The sequence below is a fragment of the Bdellovibrio sp. SBM16 genome, assembly GCF_056175625.1.
In genome coordinates, this window is sequence record NZ_JBJKJG010000001.1 from 213,688 (window position 1) to 232,160 (window position 18,473).

The following is an 18,473-nucleotide window of genomic DNA, read 5'->3' on the forward strand; positions in this document are numbered from 1 at the left end:
CACGACATGAGCGAAGTAAAATACCTTACAGAATTTTATCACTTACCAGAATTCAAAGGCATCGAAGGCTACAAGAAAAACGGTGGATACGTTGAACTTGCTAAAGCTCTGAAAATGCAACCTCAGGAGATCATTGATGTCGTTAAAGCCTCTGGCTTACGAGGCCGTGGCGGCGCGGGTTTCCCGACAGGCATGAAATGGGGCTTCTTGCCTAAGAACAATGAAGAGCGTTACTTATTATGTAATGCCGATGAAGGCGAGCCGGGTACTTTTAAAGATCGTATGATGATGGAGCGTGCTCCTCACCAATTAATCGAAGGCATGATTATCTCAGCTTTTGCGATCAACTCTAAAAAATCTTATATCTACGTGCGCGGTGAGTACGATGATTCAATCAACTCACTAGTTAATGCTATTCAAGAGGCTTACAAGGCCGGTTACTTAGGAAAAAACATCTTAGGTTCTGGTTTTGACCACGATATGGATGTGTACCGCGGAGCCGGTGCCTATATCTGCGGTGAAGAAACAGGTATGATCTCTTCGCTTGAAGGTTTAAAAGGTCAGCCTAAATTAAAACCGCCGTTTCCGGCAGTTCAGGGGTACTTAAAAAAACCAACCATCGTTAATAACGTAGAAACATTAGCCGCAGTAAAATACATTATCCGCGACGGCGCTGAAGGCTACCGTAAATACGGTACGGAAAAATCGGCAGGTTCAAAATTATTCTCGTTATCTGGCAACGTAAATAAACCAGGTAACTACGAAGTGCCATTGGGATATCCATTAAAAGATATGATCATGAATCTTGGTGGCGGCATTAAAAACGGAAGAAAATTAAAAGCGGTTATCCCTGGTGGATCATCGGCTCCTGTTTTAACTGCTGAAGAAGCTTTAAAAGCGACACTTGATTATGAAAATTTAGCAGCCGCCGGAACAATGTTAGGATCAGGCGCGATTATCGTGATCGATGATTCTAAATGTATGGTTGAATGTTTAGCGAACTTAACTCACTTCTACCACCATGAATCTTGCGGTCAGTGTACTCCATGCCGTGAAGGTACTGGCTGGGCAGATAAAATCGTTCACTCGATTTTAGCTGGTAAAGGTCGCTTACAAGACATCGAGTTATTGGTAAAAGTTGCTGATAACATGAAAGGTAAAACAATCTGCGCGTTATCTGATGCAGCTGCATTACCGATCATCAGCTTCGTGACTAAATTCCGCGATGAATTTGAATATTTCGTTAAAGAAGGCAAATCTAAAGTAAAAGGTACAGCGTACAAAGGACATGCATATGCAGCAACAGCCTCTCATTAATTGTACAATTAACGGTGTCGCTCTTCAGGTAAAACCGGGAACGACAATTATCGAAGCGATGTATGAAAATCAACAAAAGATCGCCCACTATTGCTGGCACCCAGGTTTAAGCATTGCCGGTGTTTGCCGTTTATGTATGGTGGAAATCGAAGGAAATCCACGTCTACAAATCGCGTGTAACACGGTTGTGACCGAAGGCATGAAAGTTAATAATACGTCTGAAAAAGTAAAAGACGCGGCTAAATGGGGCTTAGATTTCCATTTAATCAACCATCCTTTAGATTGTCCGATCTGTGACCAGGCCGGTGAGTGTGGTTTACAGGAACAGTACATGGAGTTTGGTAAATACAACTCTGAAATGGCTGAGAAAAAACAAAAGAAACACAAAGTTGTAGATCTAGGGCCAACTGTGGTTTTAGATTCTGAACGTTGTATCCTTTGTTCGCGTTGCGTACGTTTCACTGATGAGGTTTCGAAGACACACGAACTTGGAATCTTTAACCGCGGTGACCACGCCGAGATCGGTACGCACGCAGGTAAACCATTAGATAATAAATATTCATTAAACACAGTTGATATCTGCCCGGTTGGCGCTTTAACGTCTAAAGACTTCCGTTTCCGCCAACGTGTATGGTTTTTAAAAGATCAAGAGACTGTTTGTAACGGTTGTTCGACGGGCTGTAACGTGAAAGTGTACTTCAATAAAGAGGGTATTTTCCGTGTTAAACCTAAGCGTAACGATGCCATCAACGGTCACTGGATGTGCGATGAAGGTCGTGACATCTATAAATTTGTAAATAAAGAGCACCGCATGATCAAAGGCCACAAATTAGCAAATGGCCAATGGCAAACTGAACTTCACGCAGGTGCAGCAGCAAAAGACGCGGCATTAAGCTTACAAGGTGCTGCAGGTAATGATGTAGCTTTAGTTGTAACCGGTCAGCACACCGTTGAAGAATTAGAAGCGATTGTTTCAACATTCGTAAACACTTACAAAACTAAAAACATCTACCACTGGTGGAATTCTGAAGCGCAAGCCAATGAATTTGACGGTATCTTACTTCGCGGCGACAAAAACCCGAACACAAAAGGTTTGCAACAAGTTTTTGCTAAACACGGAATTTCAACTAAGTTTTCTGATTTAAATCCGGCTAACGTTAAACATCTAGTCGTGGTTGGTCCTGAGAACGTTCCGGTTTACAAAGATTTTAACGAGAAATTAGAGTTTTTTGCGAAAGCTGCGAACTTAATTTACATGACATCGGCTAAAGTTGATTCGCTAAGTGCTAATAAAAACTTAAAATCAGCGACAATTATTCCGCTTAAAACTTTCGTTGAAAAATCAGGAACATTCATCAATCACGCTGGTGTTTCTCAGACTTTCAAAAAAGTTACGACGGTTGTTTCTGAAGCTTTAACTGTGGTTGAAGCCGCGGCTTTATTGGCTGGCCAAGAGATCAAAATCGAGACTTTAAGTCCGAAAAATTTATTTGTAGCAGCTAATAAACCAGCTGACCAAGTAACGCTGGATTTCCGTAAGAAAAATGAATTCATTTTCCAACGTGGGAAATTGTAGGAGTAAACCATGGCTGTAATGCAAAACACTTCTGAAAAATCAAAATGGTATTTACCGGGAATCTTCACTGGTCTTTGGATCACGATGAAGCACATGGTAAAAAACATTGCTAACAAAAAAGAAATGATCACTTTGAACTACCCGGAAGAGAAGTATGACTACTCTCCGCGTTTTAAAGGCAATCACATCTTAACGGTTAAAAAAGACGGCGCGATCCGCTGCACGGCGTGTATGTTATGTGCGACGAACTGTCCGGCCGACTGTATTAAAATCACAGCCTCTGAGCATCCAGATCCACACGTTGAAAAATACCCAATTAGCTACGAAATCGACATGCTACGTTGTGTATTCTGCGGTTTCTGTGAAGAGGCTTGTCCGGTAGATGCCATCCGTTTAGGGCCTGAGTGGCAAACTCCGGGTTTAAATGGTGCGAACTTTACTTACGACATCAAACAACTAGCATACCGCCCGGGTTTAAAAGGCGGCGTACAGTCAGTTGTTGATGATCAAGAACGTTTGAAGTCTGGTATCTAGGGTGCCAGGTCCTGAGTTAAATTAGATAAGTTGTAAAACAAAAAAAGAGAAGTGAAAACTTCTCCTTTTTTGTTATGTCGCTGGCAAAAAAACACAGGGTTAAATATCCAGGCCCAGAAAAAATTTAATGTAGGTGTTGTCTAAATCGATAGTTTTTGTGTTTGATGAGACAGAGTCACGGGCATTTTTCCATTCAGCTTTCATTAGGCCGGTCTCCGCACCAACAATCAATGGCAATACGATTAACGGCTTTACTTGAAGTTCTAATCCGATCGAAGACGACTTAATATCACCGCCACCGTAATCGACGTGATTCGTTCCGTTTTGCGTAACCTTCAGACCGGCGCTGTGATCTAAACCGTAAGATGCAATCAAGCCAAAATGAATGACCGTGTCGATAAAACGGTAGTTAATCAACGCCGCTGTACGACTGAAATCTGCTTCGCCTTCAACACCGTTTTTATTTACATCAAGACCAAGTTTTTCGGTACGTAAACCAAAGCCGATCGGCACCAGTGGAAGTTTAACGATAACGTCCGCACCTAAACCATAGAGCGGAACCATATCAGGAGCCAGGCCATCACAGGGTGTACCGGCGCAGGCGTTTTTTAGAGTATCTTTGGCAACAAGTCCGGTATAGGTTGCGCGCGCCGTGAATAAAGCCCACGAGCTCATCGGAAACAACAATACTAAAAGCAATAATTTTTTCATCTCAGAAATTCTCCCTAGAGACATATTATGGCTGAGCAAAGATGACTTGGCGAGAGCCATAAGACGTATGTCCGTGGTCTAGTCTAAATGAAAGAAGCCAGTAAATGATTGGCTTTGGCATTTATGAAATTTCAGTTTGAAATAGAAACATGAACTACTTAAATGCCGAAAAATACCAGGCCCTGAACGAGCAGCTTTCCGCAGGCTATTCGGAAAAATTTGGTACGGCGTTGAAAGTGCGTGCTTTTGAAAATTTGATGTTTGCCGGTTATGATCTGTGCTTTGGTTTACTGCAATTTTTATCACATCGTCCGAAGATCGGCATTGTTCGGGCAGGTACAAGTTTGCAGGAATATCTGCTTCCGCATTTTTACCGCCTGCAGACACCGTTGATTTTTAAAAAAGAAAACGAGAATTTCGCGCAGTATATCTCGCCATTTGATCATGAAGTGAATTTCGTTTTGTGGTCGTCAGAAAACGAAATTACCGGTGAAATCCTTTTAAATCATCAGCAGCGCCAGGAAATCCACAAAAGCCTGACAGCAAAACGTATTTTTTCAGTTGAAGTAAAATCAAAATTTACCGCCCAGGATGCTGAGCTTATTAAGCAAAGCGCTTATGCCGTGATAGTTGAAGTTGGAACCCTGTTTTCACGTGAACAGTGTCTGGTTTTTCACAGTGAAAAGTTAAAAACACCGTCGCTGATCGGCCACTATCAAAACAACCTGCGCCAAGCAGCTGACTACCTTAGCGCAGAAAAGCCGGCCGTTGACAACACACCGCTCCTGAAAGAGGTCGATGCCCACCTGTTAAATTTTTTTAACCGCTATGCCAGTAAACCGGCCACTTTAAAGGACCGCATGGTTCTTTTTTCGAAAACCGTTGCGGGCTCTGCACTTAAGGCCCACCTAAATTTGAGTTCAGAGCAGGCTTTTGCTCCAAGCGAACTTCCGAGTTGGGTTATTGACTCAATTCCGGCATGGTGGCCTGAGGCAAAAAGCAGCGATCTGATGATGGGATTATTGGTAATTAGCGTAAACGCCCTAAATAAAATTTCTATAAAGAAAATCAGCGATGTTCATGACACTCTTACGGAGCAGTCTACCTGGGCTATTTCTTGACACCTTTAGCCGACTAAACTGTATATTAAGACGTGAGCGAAAAATACGTGCTAATTGTCGACGACGATAAAGACATTCAGTCTTCGATCAAGATGATTTTAGAATTGCAAGGCTACCATGTAAATTGTGTGTCTAATGGCAAAGAAGCCTTAGAGATGATCATCCGTGGTCCGGCACCGTCGCTTATTCTTCTGGATTTAATGATGCCGGTGATGGATGGTTTCGAGTTTATGCGTACCGCAGAAAGTAGCGATAAAATTTCTAAAATTCCGATTATCGTGATGACGGCGGCCCGTAATAAAGCAGACGAAGTTAAAAAATATACTACGCTGTTAAAACCTTTCGACGTGTCAAAGCTGCTTTCGATTATTGGAGAACGTTATCAAACTAATCCTTAAAGGCCGCGGTCATAAATTTCTCTCGCTGCACTACTTGTTTCTGCTGCTTAGCTTTGCCATGGCCTTCGTTGCCTACCTGGTGTTTGCCAAATTTATCAAAGAAAAAGATATTGCCAAGGTCGCTTTTCGGGCGAAATCGGTAGAAGCTCTTTTAGAAAAATCGTTTCAACAAAACCTGGAAGTTGTGTATTCAGTGCAAAATCTGTTTTTCACCCATCCCGATACAACCCGCCAGCAGTTCAAAGATTTTGTCACTAACTCACTGTTACGCCATTCGGGCCTGCTGGCGATTGAGCACATGATCCGCATCGAGGGCCGTGACCGTTCTAAATTTGAAGCGCAGATGCAGCGTGAGGGCTTTGCTAACTTTACCCTTAAAGAGCAGGGGTCCGACGGAAAAATGCGTCCTGCGGCCATTCGCGATCACTACTACGTATTAAACTTTATCGAGCCCTTGCAGGAGAATATTGCGGCCTTGGGTTATGACATTAGCTTTACTCCGAAAGCCAATGAAGCCTTAAGGGAAGCTCAAAGTAAAGGGGTCGGAGTCTCACCTTGGTTGCAGCTGGCCCAGGGAGACCTGGGGTTTGTGGTTTATCTCAATATTCAGAAATCCGAGGGCATGGCCGTCGCTGTTTTTCGTCTAAAGAAATTTATCGAAGCGGCCATCGGTGCTTCGCAGGCTGACAGTGTCGATTTTGTTATTGAAGAAGTGACCGATACACCCGGGGTTCTTAGGGCATTAAAATTTAATTCTATCGACGGAAAAATAGAGCCTTTTGATCCGTCACAACTTGAAAATCTAAATGACGAACTGGTCGTGACGACTATGCTTTCGATCGGACAACGTTCCTGGAAAATGACACATTTTCCATCGGCCCAGTTTAAATCGGTGATTCATCCTTCTATTCCTTATTTTGCCGCTCTGACAGTGTTGTTATTGATGTTAGTCGTTACGTTCTTTATTGATGAGCGCGAGGCACGCGTTACTGCAGAAACGGCAACGAAAGTACGTGAAGAATTTATGACCGTGGCCTCTCATGAGCTGCGCACGCCACTGACTCCGCTTAAGATGGAGATCTTTTTGGTGAAAGAGCTGATGCAGACGGGTCAGTTTAGCCAACAAAAGGTGATGGAGTTGTTAGATAACGCCAATAAACATCTAAACCACATTGTGTCGCTAATTGATGATTTGCTGGATGTCGGGCGCATCAGCGAAGAGCATTACCGGTATAATTTTTCAGAATTTAAAATTGATGAACTGATCCGTTCGACGGTAGAAAAATTTGAACCGGTCTTTAAAGCGAATAACTGTTCTTTGCAGTTAAATCTGCAGCCGGATATTACCGTTAACTGGGATGCCCAGCGAATCGAACAAGTGATCGCCAATTGCTTAAGTAATTCGGTTAAATTTTCGAATCAAGCGATTATCGAGGTCAATTTACGGGCCGAAGGTAATGATGTTATCTTCGCTGTTAAGGACAACGGGATCGGTATTTCTGAGGAGTTTCAGAAGAAGATATTCAACAAGTTCGAGCGCGGAGTATCCAGCAAAAGTTATGGCGGTTTGGGAATCGGCCTGTATATCGTTCATCAGATTATCACCGCCCATAGGGGATCAGTGCGTGTAATCAGTAACCCTGGAGCAGGGTCAGAGTTCATTTTTAAGGTTCCGCGTAATGTCTGATTTGCAAGATAAGTTTATCATTCTGAAAAAGACCAAGTACGCAGAAGCGGATTTGATCATTCATGCCTTATCGGTATCGGGGGCTAAAAAGTCTTTCATCGCCCGGGGTGCTCTCAAGAGCAAGAAGCGTTTTGGCGGTGGCATCTTAGAGCCGACCCACTTTGTAAATTTAAGTTATAAGCAAGGTAAATCAGAAGATGCCTTAAATGTATTAAATGAAGCGGTCTTGATTGATGATTTTAAAGATATCAGGGCCGATTTTGATAAGTTAGAATTTGCTCTGTTCATGTTGAACTGCGCCTACAAAGTCTCGCAAGAAGGCGATTCTGATTCACACTTTTTATTCAACCTGATCGGGCATTCGCTGCGGATGCTTGGAAAAACCCGAAATCTGCAGCGGTTTAAATTACATTTTTGCCTTAAATTTTTATTTCAGCAGGGGGTTATCTCTGTTGAAGACTGGATGGCGCCGTTTTTAAAAGCAAACATGGCTGACTCAGATCAGTTAGATCAACTGCCTGAGATGGGCGAAATTGCAGATAACTACGCTGATTCAATTGAATCACAGGTGCTGCATTATATTAAAAATGCCGACACTGGTTTCTGAACTAAATTTTCTTTTTTGATAGCGGATGCCGTACTTCGACTATCCGGGCAAGGGTGTCGATATTTAAGTGGGTGTATTTCTCGGTGGCCTGCAGGCTTTCATGACCGAGCATCGTTTGTAAGGTGCGCAGATTTGTACCGCTCGCCAACATATGGGTGGCAAAACTGTGTCGGAGTGAATGCGGGTGCAGCGGGTTCATTAAGCCCACTTTTTTGCCCAGGGTTCTGATAAACTCATATCCTTTACGCGAATTCAGAGGCTCTTCGCCAAAGACATATTCAGTATTTTTGTTTCTGGCCTTCTGTGCTTTTAGAACTTCGTTACAGGCCTCAGGAATCACGATCAGTCGTTCTTTTTGACCTTTACCAAGAATCAAAATTTTACGTTCATTTAAGTTTACATCTTTCCAGCGTAAGTTACAGGCTTCACTGATGCGTAAGCCCCCGCCGTATAATAAGTTAAATAAAGTCTTCTGCGCCTGCGTTTCTGCATCGGGAGAAGTGTTTAAGTACTGCAGCACACTGATGACTTCATCAACCGAAATAAAATGCGGAATTTTCTTCGGAACTTTCGGGCAAACCAGCTGATCGGCGTAGTTTTTATCGATGATCCTCTCCGCATAGAGCCAGTTAAAAAAACTTTTAAGTGTTGCGATCTTTCTGTTGCGTGAAGCCGGTGAGAGGCGGCCCCATTGCGACAGGGATTCGCGGCACAATAGCCATAGTTCTTCGCCGGATTTAAAGGTGGCGGCCTTAACATCGGCTAAATTAATCAAATTGTTGTTTTTCTTAGCATATGGCGATTGCTGTTTGTTTTGAAAGAACGCCTGGTTCAGATCTAGCGTATAGGCTTTAAGGGTCAAAGGCGAGCAAGATTCTATATTCTCTAGATATTTCAAGAAGTTATGTATCTGTTTAGAAACTAAAAACGCCATGCTGGTACCGCCAGAACTGATTATAACTTAGGCTATAACGATTGAGGGGTCCTAAAAATATTTTAACACGATGCAAAATTTTCCTTGCAATATTTACCCGACTTTGGTTATATTACGGGCATAACACAGTGTATCAAAATGAGCTAATCAAATTGAGACACTAATTTTTAGGACGTTTTAAGTACGTGAAAGGTAGGCCCCAATGTCTTCAAATGACTCTAGCGCAACTACAGTTCTTCCGAGCTCACAGAATCAAACACAAATGAGTTGGAATCAAAACCAGACTCAAAAAGTGATCGAAAACAGATCAATCATCTACAAATCGGATGTCATGGGCCAAATGATGAAAATGATCGACCGTGTGGCTCCTTCACAAGCTAACATCCTTGTTCTTGGTGAATCTGGAACTGGTAAAGAGTTAATCGCCCGCGCTGTTCATGAGAAATCAAACCGCAGAACTAAACCGTTTGTTGCCATCAACTGCGGTGCTTTACGTGAAACATTATTAGAATCAGAATTATTCGGCCACGAAAAAGGATCTTTCACTGGCGCATACAACAAAAAAATTGGTTTAGCAGAAGCCGCTAACGGTGGAACATTATTCTTAGATGAAATCGGTGAATTACCTCTTTCAATTCAGGCTAAGTTATTACGTTTTATCCAAGAAGGCGAAATCTTCCGCGTTGGTGGTAAAGAGCCAATTAAAGTTGATATCCGTTTAATCTGTGCAACTAACCGCGAGTTAGATCAAGAAGTTGTACGTGGTAACTTCCGTGAAGATTTATTCTACCGTATCAATACCATCGTGGTAGCGGCTCCGCCTTTACGCCGTCGTAAAGAAGATATTCCGGTACTTATCCAATATTTTTTATCACAAGGTCATTCTTACCTTAACCGTGGTAAAACTATTGATGAAGAAGCACTTAAGTTATTAGTTAAGTATGACTGGCCAGGTAATATCCGTGAATTACAAAACGTCTGCGAACGTTTACAGATTTTATCTGAAGGCCACATGATCATGACTAACGATCTTCCTGACTTCGTTCGTAACCCAGAAGTTAAAGAAGAAGGCCTTGAGTTTGATCCTTCAATGCCGCTTTATGAATTAGAAAAACGTTATATCATCAAAGCGCTTGCTCATTACGGCGGAAACAAAACTCAGGCGGCGCAAGGTTTAGGTATCACGATTAAGACTCTTTACAATAAACTTCATGAGTACGGTGAGTTCGAAAAATACGCGGTACACACGAAGCCGGCTAAAGACTAATTTTTATCCCGGGAAGAACCACCAAATGCGGTACGTCAGTCGATTGGTGTTTAAACGAACTTGAATATTGAAACGTTGGCAGAACAGGTTCGTTTTATTTTATTTCTGAAAAAAAGGCTCACCGTATAGGTTGGGCCTTTTTCATTTTTATCTTTGCCGTTCGCGCGGACAATGGTGGCGGATCAAATCGAGTAGCAGGTCAAAACGTAAAGGCTTTTTGACAACGCCGTAGAAGTTTTCTTTTGAGGTAATTTGCTCAGCAAATGCGGTAACTACTAACAGGGGGATACTGCTGTACTTTGAGTTTTTTTTAATTTCTTCAGAAAACGTCCAGCCGTCCATGACCGGCATCATCATGTCGAGTAAGATCATGCAGGGTTTCGGAACCTGGGAGAGTAACTGAAAAGCATCGGCACCATTGACTGCAGTTACGACATGATAGCCTTCGGCTTCTAACATGGTCCGCATTAAGTCACGGATGTCATCATCGTCTTCGATAATCATGACAGGGTGAATCTGATTTTCAGGCAGAGTTTTTACATCTTCCGATGAGAGCTGGCTCATTGAGGTATTTATTCTGCAATCGGCGTGCAGGGAGGGCAGAGAAAAGGGTGATGCAGGATGCCCCAGAAAAAGAAAAAGCCCTCATTGTGAGGGCTTTTTGACTCAAAATTTAATTTGATATCAGACTAGATGTAACCTTCGTCATCATCATTTTCGTCTTCGTCAGTAGAAGCAAAGTTATCTTCATCTTCTAGGTCGTCTTCCATATCCTCTTCAGCAGATTCGTCTTCCATGTTTTCGAAATCAGAAGCGTCAGCTTCTTCATCAGACTCTTCACCTTCTTCGTAAGATTCCGCGCCTGTCATTGCATCATCATCGCCAACCATAGAGTCTAACTCTAATTCGTCGTCGAACTCAGAATCGATATCAGAAAATGAAGTTTGGGTAGGAACTACAGCTGGAATAACTTTTTTCGCTGCTGCAGGTTTAGCTGCCGGTTTAGCTTTTTTTGCTGGTTTAGCCGCTTTTTTCGGAGCTGCTTTTTTTGCTGTTACTTTTTTCGCAGCTTTTTTAGCTGGCTTAGCCGCTTTTTTCGGAGCCGCTTTTTTCGCAGCTTTTTTAGCTGGTTTAGCCGCTTTTTTTGCAGGCTTAGCTGCCTTCTTTGGAGCTGCTTTTTTCGCAGCTTTTTTTACTGGTTTAGCTTTTTTAGCAGGTTTTTTCTTAGCCATGTGAATTCTCCATTTTGTTGAACTAAAACACTCATAAGACTAGAGAAAAAAAAACACCTACGCAAGAGGTAGGTGCTTGGAACTAGATGTTAATTATAGTCCGAAATGGTCTTCTAGGATTCTGGCGAACTCAGGCGGTACAATTGTCGACATAAAAAGTCCGGGTTGGTGCCCACTTTTAGCGTTGACGTAGGTCAAATAACCGAAAGTTCTGGTTTTATCGCTGTTTTTAAGCGGCACAGTGATGTTAATCGGTAACGGAAGTGCTGCTTTATCCGGCAAAGTCATAAATAGGCCAACAGCACTAGTGCCGATATAAAGGTTAATTTTGGTGTTGTTATGAGAGGGGAAGCTTAACGCTAAACTCGGTAATTCGCTCTTACCTGCAGGCATCGCCGGTAACGGATCACCATTCGGAAGACGGGTAGCCGGAACCGTTGATAAACCTTTGATAATATATTTGATCGGAACCCTTACGGCCATCTTCATCTTACCAGTGCCGTCAAACATCGGGGTAAAAGAAATGTCAGGATACTTAGTGAAGGTACCAGATGGGGTGAAAATTACGCCTTGGGGCATAGGTAACATAATCACGACTTCGCCGCGCGTTTTATCAATATCAAAAGCTAAGGCGCCGTTAGCGCCCATACCTAATTTGTTGGAAGAATCGTCTACGCGGCTCTTCATATCTACTGAGTCAATATTTGGTGAAACCGGAGCTGTGGTATCAGGTGTTTGTGGAGTCGGAGTGCTTTGCCCCTGTTGGCCATCCTGAGGTTGTTGAATAGATGATAATAGTTCAGGAGATGTGCCACCACATGCAGTTAAAAAACTTAATAACAGTAGTGTTGTGATTTTTTGGTTCATAAATCCCTCGCCCGAAAAGCTGGTTTTGATTTGCTTTCAGCAAACCTTATTTCGGACCAAGGTCCTGTTTACTTAAGTAAATGCAGGCGTATTTCAGCAAAAAAAAAAGCCGATCGTAATGATCGGCTTTTTTCGTCAACCAAGTTGACAGTTTATTTTAACTTCTTTGGAACCAGCTGTATATTAATCCGTCAATATTAGCCAATTAATTTCAATGCTAACTGTGTTGATTGGTTAGCTTGGGCTAATGTTGCAGTACCAGCTTGTAAAAGGACACTGTTGCGGGCCATATCAGAAGTCGATGACGCTACGTCAGTATCACGGATACGTGAATTGGCTGCAGCTAAGTTCTCTTCAGTGATCGCTAAGGTATCTACTGTAGAGTTCATACGATTTTGTAAGGCACCTAAGTTTGCTCTCATCGCGTTTACACGTTGTTGTGCTGATTCGATTGTATCGATCGAAGAACGAGCACTGTCACGTTGTGAAAAATCCATATCAGTTAATCCTAAAGAATCCAACGTTGCTACGTTGGCGCTTGCATCAAACGTGATCTTATCGAATTCAGTTGAAAACATACCGATTTGGAAATCGAACGCCGGAGAAGAACCATCCAGTAATGAAGTTGAATTCCAACGCGTTGATTTACCAATACGTTGAACTTCATCTTTCAACTGAGCAATCTCAGTCTGGATTAATGAACGTTCTTGGTCACCGATAGTGTCAGAAGCTGCCTGGATCGCTAATTCGCGTGAACGAATTAAGATATTTGAAATCTCACCAAGACCGCCCTCTGCAGTTTGCACTAAAGAGATACCGTCGTTTGCGTTACGTTTTGCTTGAATCGCTGATCTAATTTGACCGCGCATAGTTTCAGAAATCGCTAACCCTGCTGCATCATCAGCGGCTTTATTGATTCGGTAGCCACTTGCAAGTTGTGCTGACGAATTTGACATTAATCTTTGGCTGTTCGTCATGTTACGTTGCGTGTTGATAGCATTTACGTTAGTAGAAATTCTCAATCCCATTTTAAACTCCGTTTAATATTTTTTTATAAAAATTGTTTCATTGTTTTTTCCTTCCGTGAGTTGTTTAAAGTAGAACTGCATCCGAGCAATTCATTTTGCGCCTGAGCGTCCACATGGACAGTTGAGGTTGGCGCTTGCCTATTTAATATTCCTTCAATTTTTGTTTCATCCGTAATTCGTCCTTGAGGCCTCCTTTCAAAAGGTTGAGAATCTCGCTTCTGCGTAATTGCATGACGTAGATCTTAGAGACATCCAGTCTCTGGGTTTGTTACTTATCCATTTTTTCGTCGTAGCGGGGTGAATTCTTGACAGGACACAAGAATAGAAAATAGAAAAAAAACGATTTATTTTTCTTTGATTTTCCCTCTGAAAGTATTGATTTCAAAACGTCAGTCTTAGGACTCGACGAGCCTTTCCTGCAGTCGTGGTAACTATTGTCCAGTCAAGTACAGTGTCGGATTTCTGTCGGCAGAATTTGTTTGTGTTAAGGCTTTGTAAGCTTAGTCGATTTCAAGAAAACGGCATTGAGCAATTTTTCCGCTCAACTCGTAGGAGTGAAGAGAATTAGCGCGTAGGTGATTGGCGGTATTAAAGCCTAAAGTGCAGCGAGTGGTTTCGGAAGCAAAATGTGAACAGTCTTCGCAGGCAAACGGAATTTTGTAAGCATTAAAGTCACGGGGTGAAATGACGTCTTTTTTCATAGACGGTCTAATGCGAGCTGAGGACTGTTTTAAAGGGATTTTAGCATTAGCTTTAGACATAGGATTTATATAGGACCTCGGGTTGACAAATGCAATCTATAACTCATCCTTAATGTAAGGTTAAACGAGGTAAACAGTGAGCAATGAAATTCAAAAAATGACCAGAAAAAGCCAAGAGGCCATGCAGGCTGCAGCAAAGTTAGCAGAAAGCAAAAAGAACTCTTCCGTTGAACCCGAACACTTAATTTTAGAACTAGTCGAGCAGGACGATGGCGTCGTGCCCCGTATTTTACAGGAAGCTAAGGTTCAGCCGGCAGCCTTGATTGCAACTTTAAACAAGGCGATCAGTCAGCTGCCGCAATTATCAACGGCGCAGGCGAATATTTACGCGAGTCCGCGTTTGCAGAAACTTTTTAAATACGCCGAAGCTGAAATGGTTGAACTTCAGGATGAATTAATATCAACCGAACATTTCTTTCTGGCATTATTCAAGTTTGACGACAGCAGCATCAAAAAACTTTTAGAAACAACCGGTATTAAAAAGGCGGCTTTTACCGAAGCCATGAAAAAAGTGCGTGGCAACCAGCGTGTCACCACTGATGAACCTGAAAATCAGTACGAAGTTTTAAAAAAATATGCGCGCGACCTAACAGCACTTGCACTTGAGGGTAAACTTGATCCGGTTGTAGGCCGTGATGAAGAAATCCGCCGTGTGATCCAGGTGTTGTCTCGCCGTACAAAAAATAACCCGGTGTTAATCGGTGAGCCTGGCGTCGGTAAAACTGCAATCGCCGAAGGTATGGCTTTGCGTATTATTAAAAAAGATGTGCCCGATCACTTATTAGGTAAAAAACTGATGGCGCTTGATATGGGGGCTTTGATCGCCGGCGCCAAATACCGTGGAGAATTTGAAGACCGCTTAAAGGCGGTGATCAAAGAAGTGACGGCAAGTCATGGCGAAATTATTTTATTTATCGATGAATTGCATACATTAGTCGGCGCCGGTAAAGGTGATGGCGCGATGGATGCAGGCCAGTTATTAAAGCCGGCCCTTTCGCGGGGTGAGTTGCGTTGTATCGGGGCAACGACTTTAGATGAATACCGCCAGTATATTGAAAAAGATGCGGCCCTTGAACGCCGGTTTCAGACTGTTTTAGTTGACGAACCAACTGTTGATGAAACTATTACGATCTTACGCGGATTAAAAGAAAAATACGAAGTGCATCACGGGGTACAGATCACGGATGGCGCTATTGTAGCTGCCGCAAAACTCTCACACCGTTATATCACCAACCGGTTTTTACCGGATAAGGCGATTGATCTGGTTGATGAAGCTGCCAGCAAATTAGGAATCGAAAACAGAAGCGTACCTGAAGAAGTCGATCAGATCGAGCGCCAGATTTTAAATTATAAAATCGAACTCGAAGCGTTGAAAAAAGACACTGATAAACAATCTTTAGAACGTAAAAACAAAATTTCGGCTGAGTTAAATGAGTTGCAGCTAAAATCGCAGTCATTACGCGAAAAGTGGAACTTCGAGCGTGGCCAGATTGATAAAGTTAAATTATTAAAATCTGATATTGAACAGATCAGAAATGAGATCAGCCGTGCCGAGCGTGATGCCCAGTACGAAAAAGCCGCGCAATTAAAGTACGGTAAACTTCCTGATCTTGAAAAAATGTTACTTGATTTAGAAAGTAAACTGAAAGCCAAGGACGGCTCTTTGTTAAAAGAGAAAGTCGATGCTGAAGATATCGCGGATGTGGTTTCGAAATGGACGCATATCCCGGTTAGCCGTATGTTAGAAAGCGAAACACAAAAGCTTTTACATATGGAAGATGCCTTGAAGAAAAAAGTTGTCGGTCAGGACAAAGCTTTAGAAGTCATTGCCGATGCAGTCCGCAGATCACGTGCTGAAATTGCCGACCCGAATCGTCCGATCGGTACATTTATTTTCGTGGGTCCTACCGGCGTCGGTAAAACCGAAACTGTTAAGGCTCTGGCAGATTTTTTATTTGATGATCCAACGGCAGTGGTGCGGATAGATATGTCTGAGTACATGGAGAAACATTCAGTTTCGCGTTTGATCGGCGCGCCTCCGGGCTACGTGGGGTACGAAGAAGGCGGTCAGTTAACTGAAGTCGTGCGCCGCAAACCATACGCGGTCATCCTGTTGGATGAAATCGAAAAAGCGCATCCTGATGTGTTTAATGTATTATTACAGTTATTGGACGAAGGCCGTTTAACCGACGGGCAGGGGCGCACTGTTGATTTTAAAAACACAGTGATCGTGATGACTTCTAACTTGGGCGCAAGCCAGGGCAGCGAAGCGATTCAGTCAGCGCTGAAATCTTTCTTCCGTCCCGAGTTTTTAAACCGTGTTGATGATGTCATTGAATTCAAATCGTTAAGCCAGGAAAACTTATCAGGCATCGTGAAGATTCAGTTACAACAGGTTGTTGATCGCTTGGCACAGAAAAGCATTAAAGCCGAATTTACTGATCGTGCGATTGTGTACTTAGGTGAGAAAGGTTTTGATCCGGTTTTTGGTGCCAGACCACTTAAACGGGTTATCCAGACCGAGGTCTTAAATCCGCTGGCGAAAAAAATGATTGCTGGTGAAATTAAGTCTGATTCTGTGGTAAAAATAGATTATGAAAATAATTCTATCTCTTTTAAGTAGTGTAGCGATTGCATCAACTTCTTTAGCTAAAGATCCCCCGTTAATTACCGGTGATATCGGGGGATCTTCGGGTACTAATAACGGTGTTACTTACCAAGAGGTGCATTTAGGTGTGAACTTAAATTTCACGGACTGGTTAACCTGGCGCAACTCAGGCTTTCAAAGATCGGGTTCTAAAATTGAAACGATCACCGGTTTAGATTCAACGCTGCGGTTAGTATTAAGAACTAAATTTAACCAAAGCGGCGGTGCGCACTTTTTCTTAGGCCCCGGTTACCGCTGGACAAGTAAAGAGATCAACAACGCTGTGGTCGGTGAGGCCGGTCTTGGTGTCAATGTAAAAGGTTTCGGCTTAAGCGGCGGTGCCAAATACTTAAAGTATGATAAAGCACGTCTGGACCGCGACGGTAATCCGTTAAAAAGTGAAGATATGACTTACTTTATCAACGTTTCCGGCGGCACATCGTTTGGCAAGTAGTCGGGCTACAGGTTTTTTGTTACATAATTTTTCTTTAAAGGATTGCGCAACCAGCAATCCTTTTTTTATTGTCGAAACTCTTTCCAGTTTCTCTAACCTTCTGTTTTCTTTGGCAAACCGGCTAAAGGTCTAGGTAATTTTTGCCGAATTAACTCCCGTCTAGATCCTCATGTAATCACCGTACTGGACAAGAAAAAATGGAGGGGTTGATGTCGACCATCAATAAAAAAGTATTGTCCGTAGCGAGCTTGATTTCTTTGGCTGTCTTAACAATGGCCAATCAAAAGTGTAAAGAAGAGCCGGTGGCGAAAGCCAGAACACTTAAAAAGAATGTGCAGATCCTGAAAATGGAGGCTTCATCATTCTTGGACAATTCAGGGTTCAACTTTTCTGAAGTCGCGCAAAACCAGTTATCTGGTGTGATCTTTGAAGAAGAATCAATGTTTGAACGCAATATTTATCCAAGGCCCGATCAAACAGTGCCGCAATCTGCAATAGGGTTGCAAAAAGCCTCGGTAGAAGACAAACAGATGGTGCAGCTAAAAACCTGGTTCCCAACTATGAAATCAAGTGATGTGCAGTTATCACGTGATTCAAGTTGTTTAGTTTCTCGCCCGCAGCATTTGCTCTACGGTAAAATTAATTCATTAGAAGCGTATTCCGGAATGGCGTTGCAGTTCGGTTTTAACTCATCAACAGTGCAGATTCCATTATCAGCAAAATTTAAAATGGATAAGATGCGCATGGATTTAAGTTTTCACGCCTATGATCCATGGAGTTCACAACAAATGGCTGCGGTAAATTCAGAAGTGATCAAAAAAGATTACTCTGCAGGATTTGGGATCGACTTAGGCATTATCCATATCGGTCCTGAGTTTTACCGCGTAACCGGAATGGCAGAAACCGTTCTTAAGGGTTTAAAAAAATCGATCAAAGATATTTCGGCAAAATTAGCCTCTTTACAGCGTCAGGAATGGCATACGCGAGTGCTGATCAGTCGTGATAACTATGTGGTTATTGTGGGTGGTGCTGAGCTTGGATTAAAAAAAGGTGACCGCTTAAAAGTTGAAAACGAAGTGCACGACTGGATGGGCGAACCTTGCGGTGAAGGCAGCGTGTTACTTGGATCGGTTTCGGTAACTAATGATCCTTGGATAATTGAAATCGAAGATGCGGGTAACTTAATGGCCAAGGCCCGCGTTTTAAACCCGCGCGAGGACGATTCTATTGAAGTTGGTGCCTTAACTCGCATCAGTAAGCTTTATGAAGCGCCTGTTGTAGTGGCTGCTTCTAAGAAAAAGAAATAAGCCTCTTTCGTTAGCAAGTAATCAA

General features: G+C 42.7%; 18 protein-coding genes. 11 read left to right on the forward strand and 7 right to left on the reverse strand.

What is annotated here, in order from left to right; genetic code table 11:
* Positions 1-6: 6 nt before the first annotated feature.
* Genes nuoF through AC04MM_RS00920 form a run of 3 tightly spaced genes read left to right on the forward strand, consistent with a single transcriptional unit; the run spans position 7 to position 3,427 of the window.
* Positions 7-1,317, forward strand: a complete 1,311-nt coding sequence (gene nuoF, locus AC04MM_RS00910) for an NADH-quinone oxidoreductase subunit NuoF (RefSeq protein ID WP_475378435.1) — start codon at positions 7-9, stop codon at positions 1,315-1,317.
* The gene (locus AC04MM_RS00915) at positions 1,295-2,893 is read left to right on the forward strand and encodes an NADH-quinone oxidoreductase subunit G (RefSeq protein WP_475378436.1); all 1,599 of its coding nucleotides are present in this window, start codon (positions 1,295-1,297) and stop codon (positions 2,891-2,893) included. Before nuoF ends, AC04MM_RS00915 begins: the two co-directional genes overlap by 23 nt.
* 9 nt (positions 2,894-2,902) lie before the next feature.
* A complete protein-coding gene (locus AC04MM_RS00920; protein WP_475378437.1) occupies positions 2,903-3,427 on the forward strand; it encodes a NuoI/complex I 23 kDa subunit family protein in 525 nt (174 codons plus the stop codon).
* Positions 3,428-3,526: 99 nt separating this feature from the next.
* Here the strand turns inward: AC04MM_RS00920 and AC04MM_RS00925 are convergent, their stop codons facing one another.
* The gene (locus tag AC04MM_RS00925; RefSeq protein ID WP_475378438.1) at positions 3,527-4,138 is read right to left on the reverse strand and encodes a hypothetical protein; all 612 of its coding nucleotides are present in this window, start codon (positions 4,136-4,138) and stop codon (positions 3,527-3,529) included.
* A 149-nt stretch (positions 4,139-4,287) separates the two neighbouring features.
* On the opposite strand from AC04MM_RS00925, the gene AC04MM_RS00930 reads away from it, so the two are divergent.
* The 4 genes from AC04MM_RS00930 to recO are packed head-to-tail and all read left to right on the forward strand — an operon-like array spanning position 4,288 to position 7,951.
* The gene (locus AC04MM_RS00930; protein ID WP_475378439.1) at positions 4,288-5,259 is read left to right on the forward strand and encodes a hypothetical protein; all 972 of its coding nucleotides are present in this window, start codon (positions 4,288-4,290) and stop codon (positions 5,257-5,259) included.
* A 32-nt stretch (positions 5,260-5,291) separates the two neighbouring features.
* Positions 5,292-5,657, forward strand: coding sequence for a response regulator (locus AC04MM_RS00935; RefSeq protein ID WP_475378440.1), 366 nt, complete (start codon positions 5,292-5,294; stop codon positions 5,655-5,657).
* Entirely contained in the window at positions 5,629-7,344 is a 1,716-nt protein-coding gene (locus AC04MM_RS00940; RefSeq protein WP_475378441.1) for a CHASE domain-containing sensor histidine kinase, read from the forward strand. The genes AC04MM_RS00935 and AC04MM_RS00940 overlap by 29 nt, the downstream gene beginning before the upstream one ends.
* Positions 7,337-7,951 carry a DNA repair protein RecO gene (gene recO, locus AC04MM_RS00945; RefSeq protein ID WP_475378442.1) on the forward strand — a complete coding sequence of 205 codons (615 nt, stop codon included), beginning with the start codon at positions 7,337-7,339 and terminating at the stop codon, positions 7,949-7,951. Before AC04MM_RS00940 ends, recO begins: the two co-directional genes overlap by 8 nt.
* A gap of 1 nt (position 7,952) precedes the next feature.
* On the opposite strand, the gene AC04MM_RS00950 is transcribed toward recO, so the two are convergent.
* Positions 7,953-8,885, reverse strand: coding sequence for a tyrosine-type recombinase/integrase (locus AC04MM_RS00950; RefSeq protein ID WP_475378443.1), 933 nt, complete (start codon positions 8,883-8,885; stop codon positions 7,953-7,955).
* A gap of 202 nt (positions 8,886-9,087) precedes the next feature.
* On the opposite strand from AC04MM_RS00950, the gene AC04MM_RS00955 reads away from it, so the two are divergent.
* Positions 9,088-10,152: a sigma-54 interaction domain-containing protein gene (locus AC04MM_RS00955; RefSeq protein WP_475378444.1), complete on the forward strand. Its 1,065-nt coding sequence runs from the start codon at positions 9,088-9,090 to the stop codon at positions 10,150-10,152.
* A gap of 147 nt (positions 10,153-10,299) precedes the next feature.
* Here the strand turns inward: AC04MM_RS00955 and AC04MM_RS00960 are convergent, their stop codons facing one another.
* The 5 genes from AC04MM_RS00960 to AC04MM_RS00980 form a co-directional block, all read right to left on the reverse strand.
* Complete coding sequence (locus tag AC04MM_RS00960) at positions 10,300-10,716, reverse strand: response regulator (RefSeq protein WP_475378445.1); 417 nt, start codon at positions 10,714-10,716, stop codon at positions 10,300-10,302.
* Between the two features lie 125 nt (positions 10,717-10,841).
* Positions 10,842-11,384, reverse strand: coding sequence for a hypothetical protein (locus AC04MM_RS00965; protein ID WP_475378446.1), 543 nt, complete (start codon positions 11,382-11,384; stop codon positions 10,842-10,844).
* Positions 11,385-11,477: 93 nt separating this feature from the next.
* Positions 11,478-12,251 (reverse strand): hypothetical protein, encoded by a 774-nt coding sequence (locus tag AC04MM_RS00970; RefSeq protein ID WP_475378447.1) that lies wholly within the window; start codon positions 12,249-12,251, stop codon positions 11,478-11,480.
* Positions 12,252-12,448: 197 nt separating this feature from the next.
* Positions 12,449-13,279, reverse strand: coding sequence for a flagellin N-terminal helical domain-containing protein (locus tag AC04MM_RS00975; protein ID WP_475378448.1), 831 nt, complete (start codon positions 13,277-13,279; stop codon positions 12,449-12,451).
* A 500-nt stretch (positions 13,280-13,779) separates the two neighbouring features.
* Complete coding sequence (locus AC04MM_RS00980) at positions 13,780-13,980, reverse strand: hypothetical protein (protein WP_475378449.1); 201 nt, start codon at positions 13,978-13,980, stop codon at positions 13,780-13,782.
* Positions 13,981-14,137: 157 nt separating this feature from the next.
* On the opposite strand from AC04MM_RS00980, the gene clpB reads away from it, so the two are divergent.
* From clpB to AC04MM_RS00995, 3 genes are all read left to right on the forward strand, one after another.
* Positions 14,138-16,663, forward strand: coding sequence for an ATP-dependent chaperone ClpB (gene clpB, locus AC04MM_RS00985; RefSeq protein WP_475379027.1), 2,526 nt, complete (start codon positions 14,138-14,140; stop codon positions 16,661-16,663).
* Positions 16,635-17,141 (forward strand): hypothetical protein, encoded by a 507-nt coding sequence (locus tag AC04MM_RS00990; protein ID WP_475378450.1) that lies wholly within the window; start codon positions 16,635-16,637, stop codon positions 17,139-17,141. The genes clpB and AC04MM_RS00990 overlap by 29 nt, the downstream gene beginning before the upstream one ends.
* Positions 17,142-17,350: 209 nt before the next feature.
* A complete protein-coding gene (locus tag AC04MM_RS00995; protein ID WP_475378451.1) occupies positions 17,351-18,448 on the forward strand; it encodes a hypothetical protein in 1,098 nt (365 codons plus the stop codon).
* Positions 18,449-18,473 lie beyond the last annotated feature (25 nt).

What these genes read in the sequence shown, in the direction of transcription:
- nuoF (WP_475378435.1), top strand. Translation starts at nt 7, where the DNA reads ATGAGCGAAGTAAAATACCTTACAGAATTTTATCACTTACCAGAATTC.
- AC04MM_RS00915 (WP_475378436.1), top strand. Translation starts at nt 1,295, where the DNA reads ATGCAGCAACAGCCTCTCATTAATTGTACAATTAACGGTGTCGCTCTT.
- AC04MM_RS00920 (WP_475378437.1), top strand. Translation starts at nt 2,903, where the DNA reads ATGGCTGTAATGCAAAACACTTCTGAAAAATCAAAATGGTATTTACCG.
- AC04MM_RS00925 (WP_475378438.1), bottom strand. Translation starts at nt 4,138, where the DNA reads ATGAAAAAATTATTGCTTTTAGTATTGTTGTTTCCGATGAGCTCGTGG.
- AC04MM_RS00930 (WP_475378439.1), top strand. Translation starts at nt 4,288, where the DNA reads ATGAACTACTTAAATGCCGAAAAATACCAGGCCCTGAACGAGCAGCTT.
- recO (WP_475378442.1), top strand. Translation starts at nt 7,337, where the DNA reads ATGTCTGATTTGCAAGATAAGTTTATCATTCTGAAAAAGACCAAGTAC.
- AC04MM_RS00950 (WP_475378443.1), bottom strand. Translation starts at nt 8,885, where the DNA reads ATGGCGTTTTTAGTTTCTAAACAGATACATAACTTCTTGAAATATCTA.
- AC04MM_RS00955 (WP_475378444.1), top strand. Translation starts at nt 9,088, where the DNA reads ATGTCTTCAAATGACTCTAGCGCAACTACAGTTCTTCCGAGCTCACAG.
- AC04MM_RS00960 (WP_475378445.1), bottom strand. Translation starts at nt 10,716, where the DNA reads ATGAGCCAGCTCTCATCGGAAGATGTAAAAACTCTGCCTGAAAATCAG.
- AC04MM_RS00965 (WP_475378446.1), bottom strand. Translation starts at nt 11,384, where the DNA reads ATGGCTAAGAAAAAACCTGCTAAAAAAGCTAAACCAGTAAAAAAAGCT.
- AC04MM_RS00970 (WP_475378447.1), bottom strand. Translation starts at nt 12,251, where the DNA reads ATGAACCAAAAAATCACAACACTACTGTTATTAAGTTTTTTAACTGCA.
- AC04MM_RS00975 (WP_475378448.1), bottom strand. Translation starts at nt 13,279, where the DNA reads ATGGGATTGAGAATTTCTACTAACGTAAATGCTATCAACACGCAACGT.
- AC04MM_RS00980 (WP_475378449.1), bottom strand. Translation starts at nt 13,980, where the DNA reads ATGAAAAAAGACGTCATTTCACCCCGTGACTTTAATGCTTACAAAATT.
- clpB (WP_475379027.1), top strand. Translation starts at nt 14,138, where the DNA reads ATGACCAGAAAAAGCCAAGAGGCCATGCAGGCTGCAGCAAAGTTAGCA.
- AC04MM_RS00990 (WP_475378450.1), top strand. Translation starts at nt 16,635, where the DNA reads ATGAAAATAATTCTATCTCTTTTAAGTAGTGTAGCGATTGCATCAACT.
- AC04MM_RS00995 (WP_475378451.1), top strand. Translation starts at nt 17,351, where the DNA reads ATGTCGACCATCAATAAAAAAGTATTGTCCGTAGCGAGCTTGATTTCT.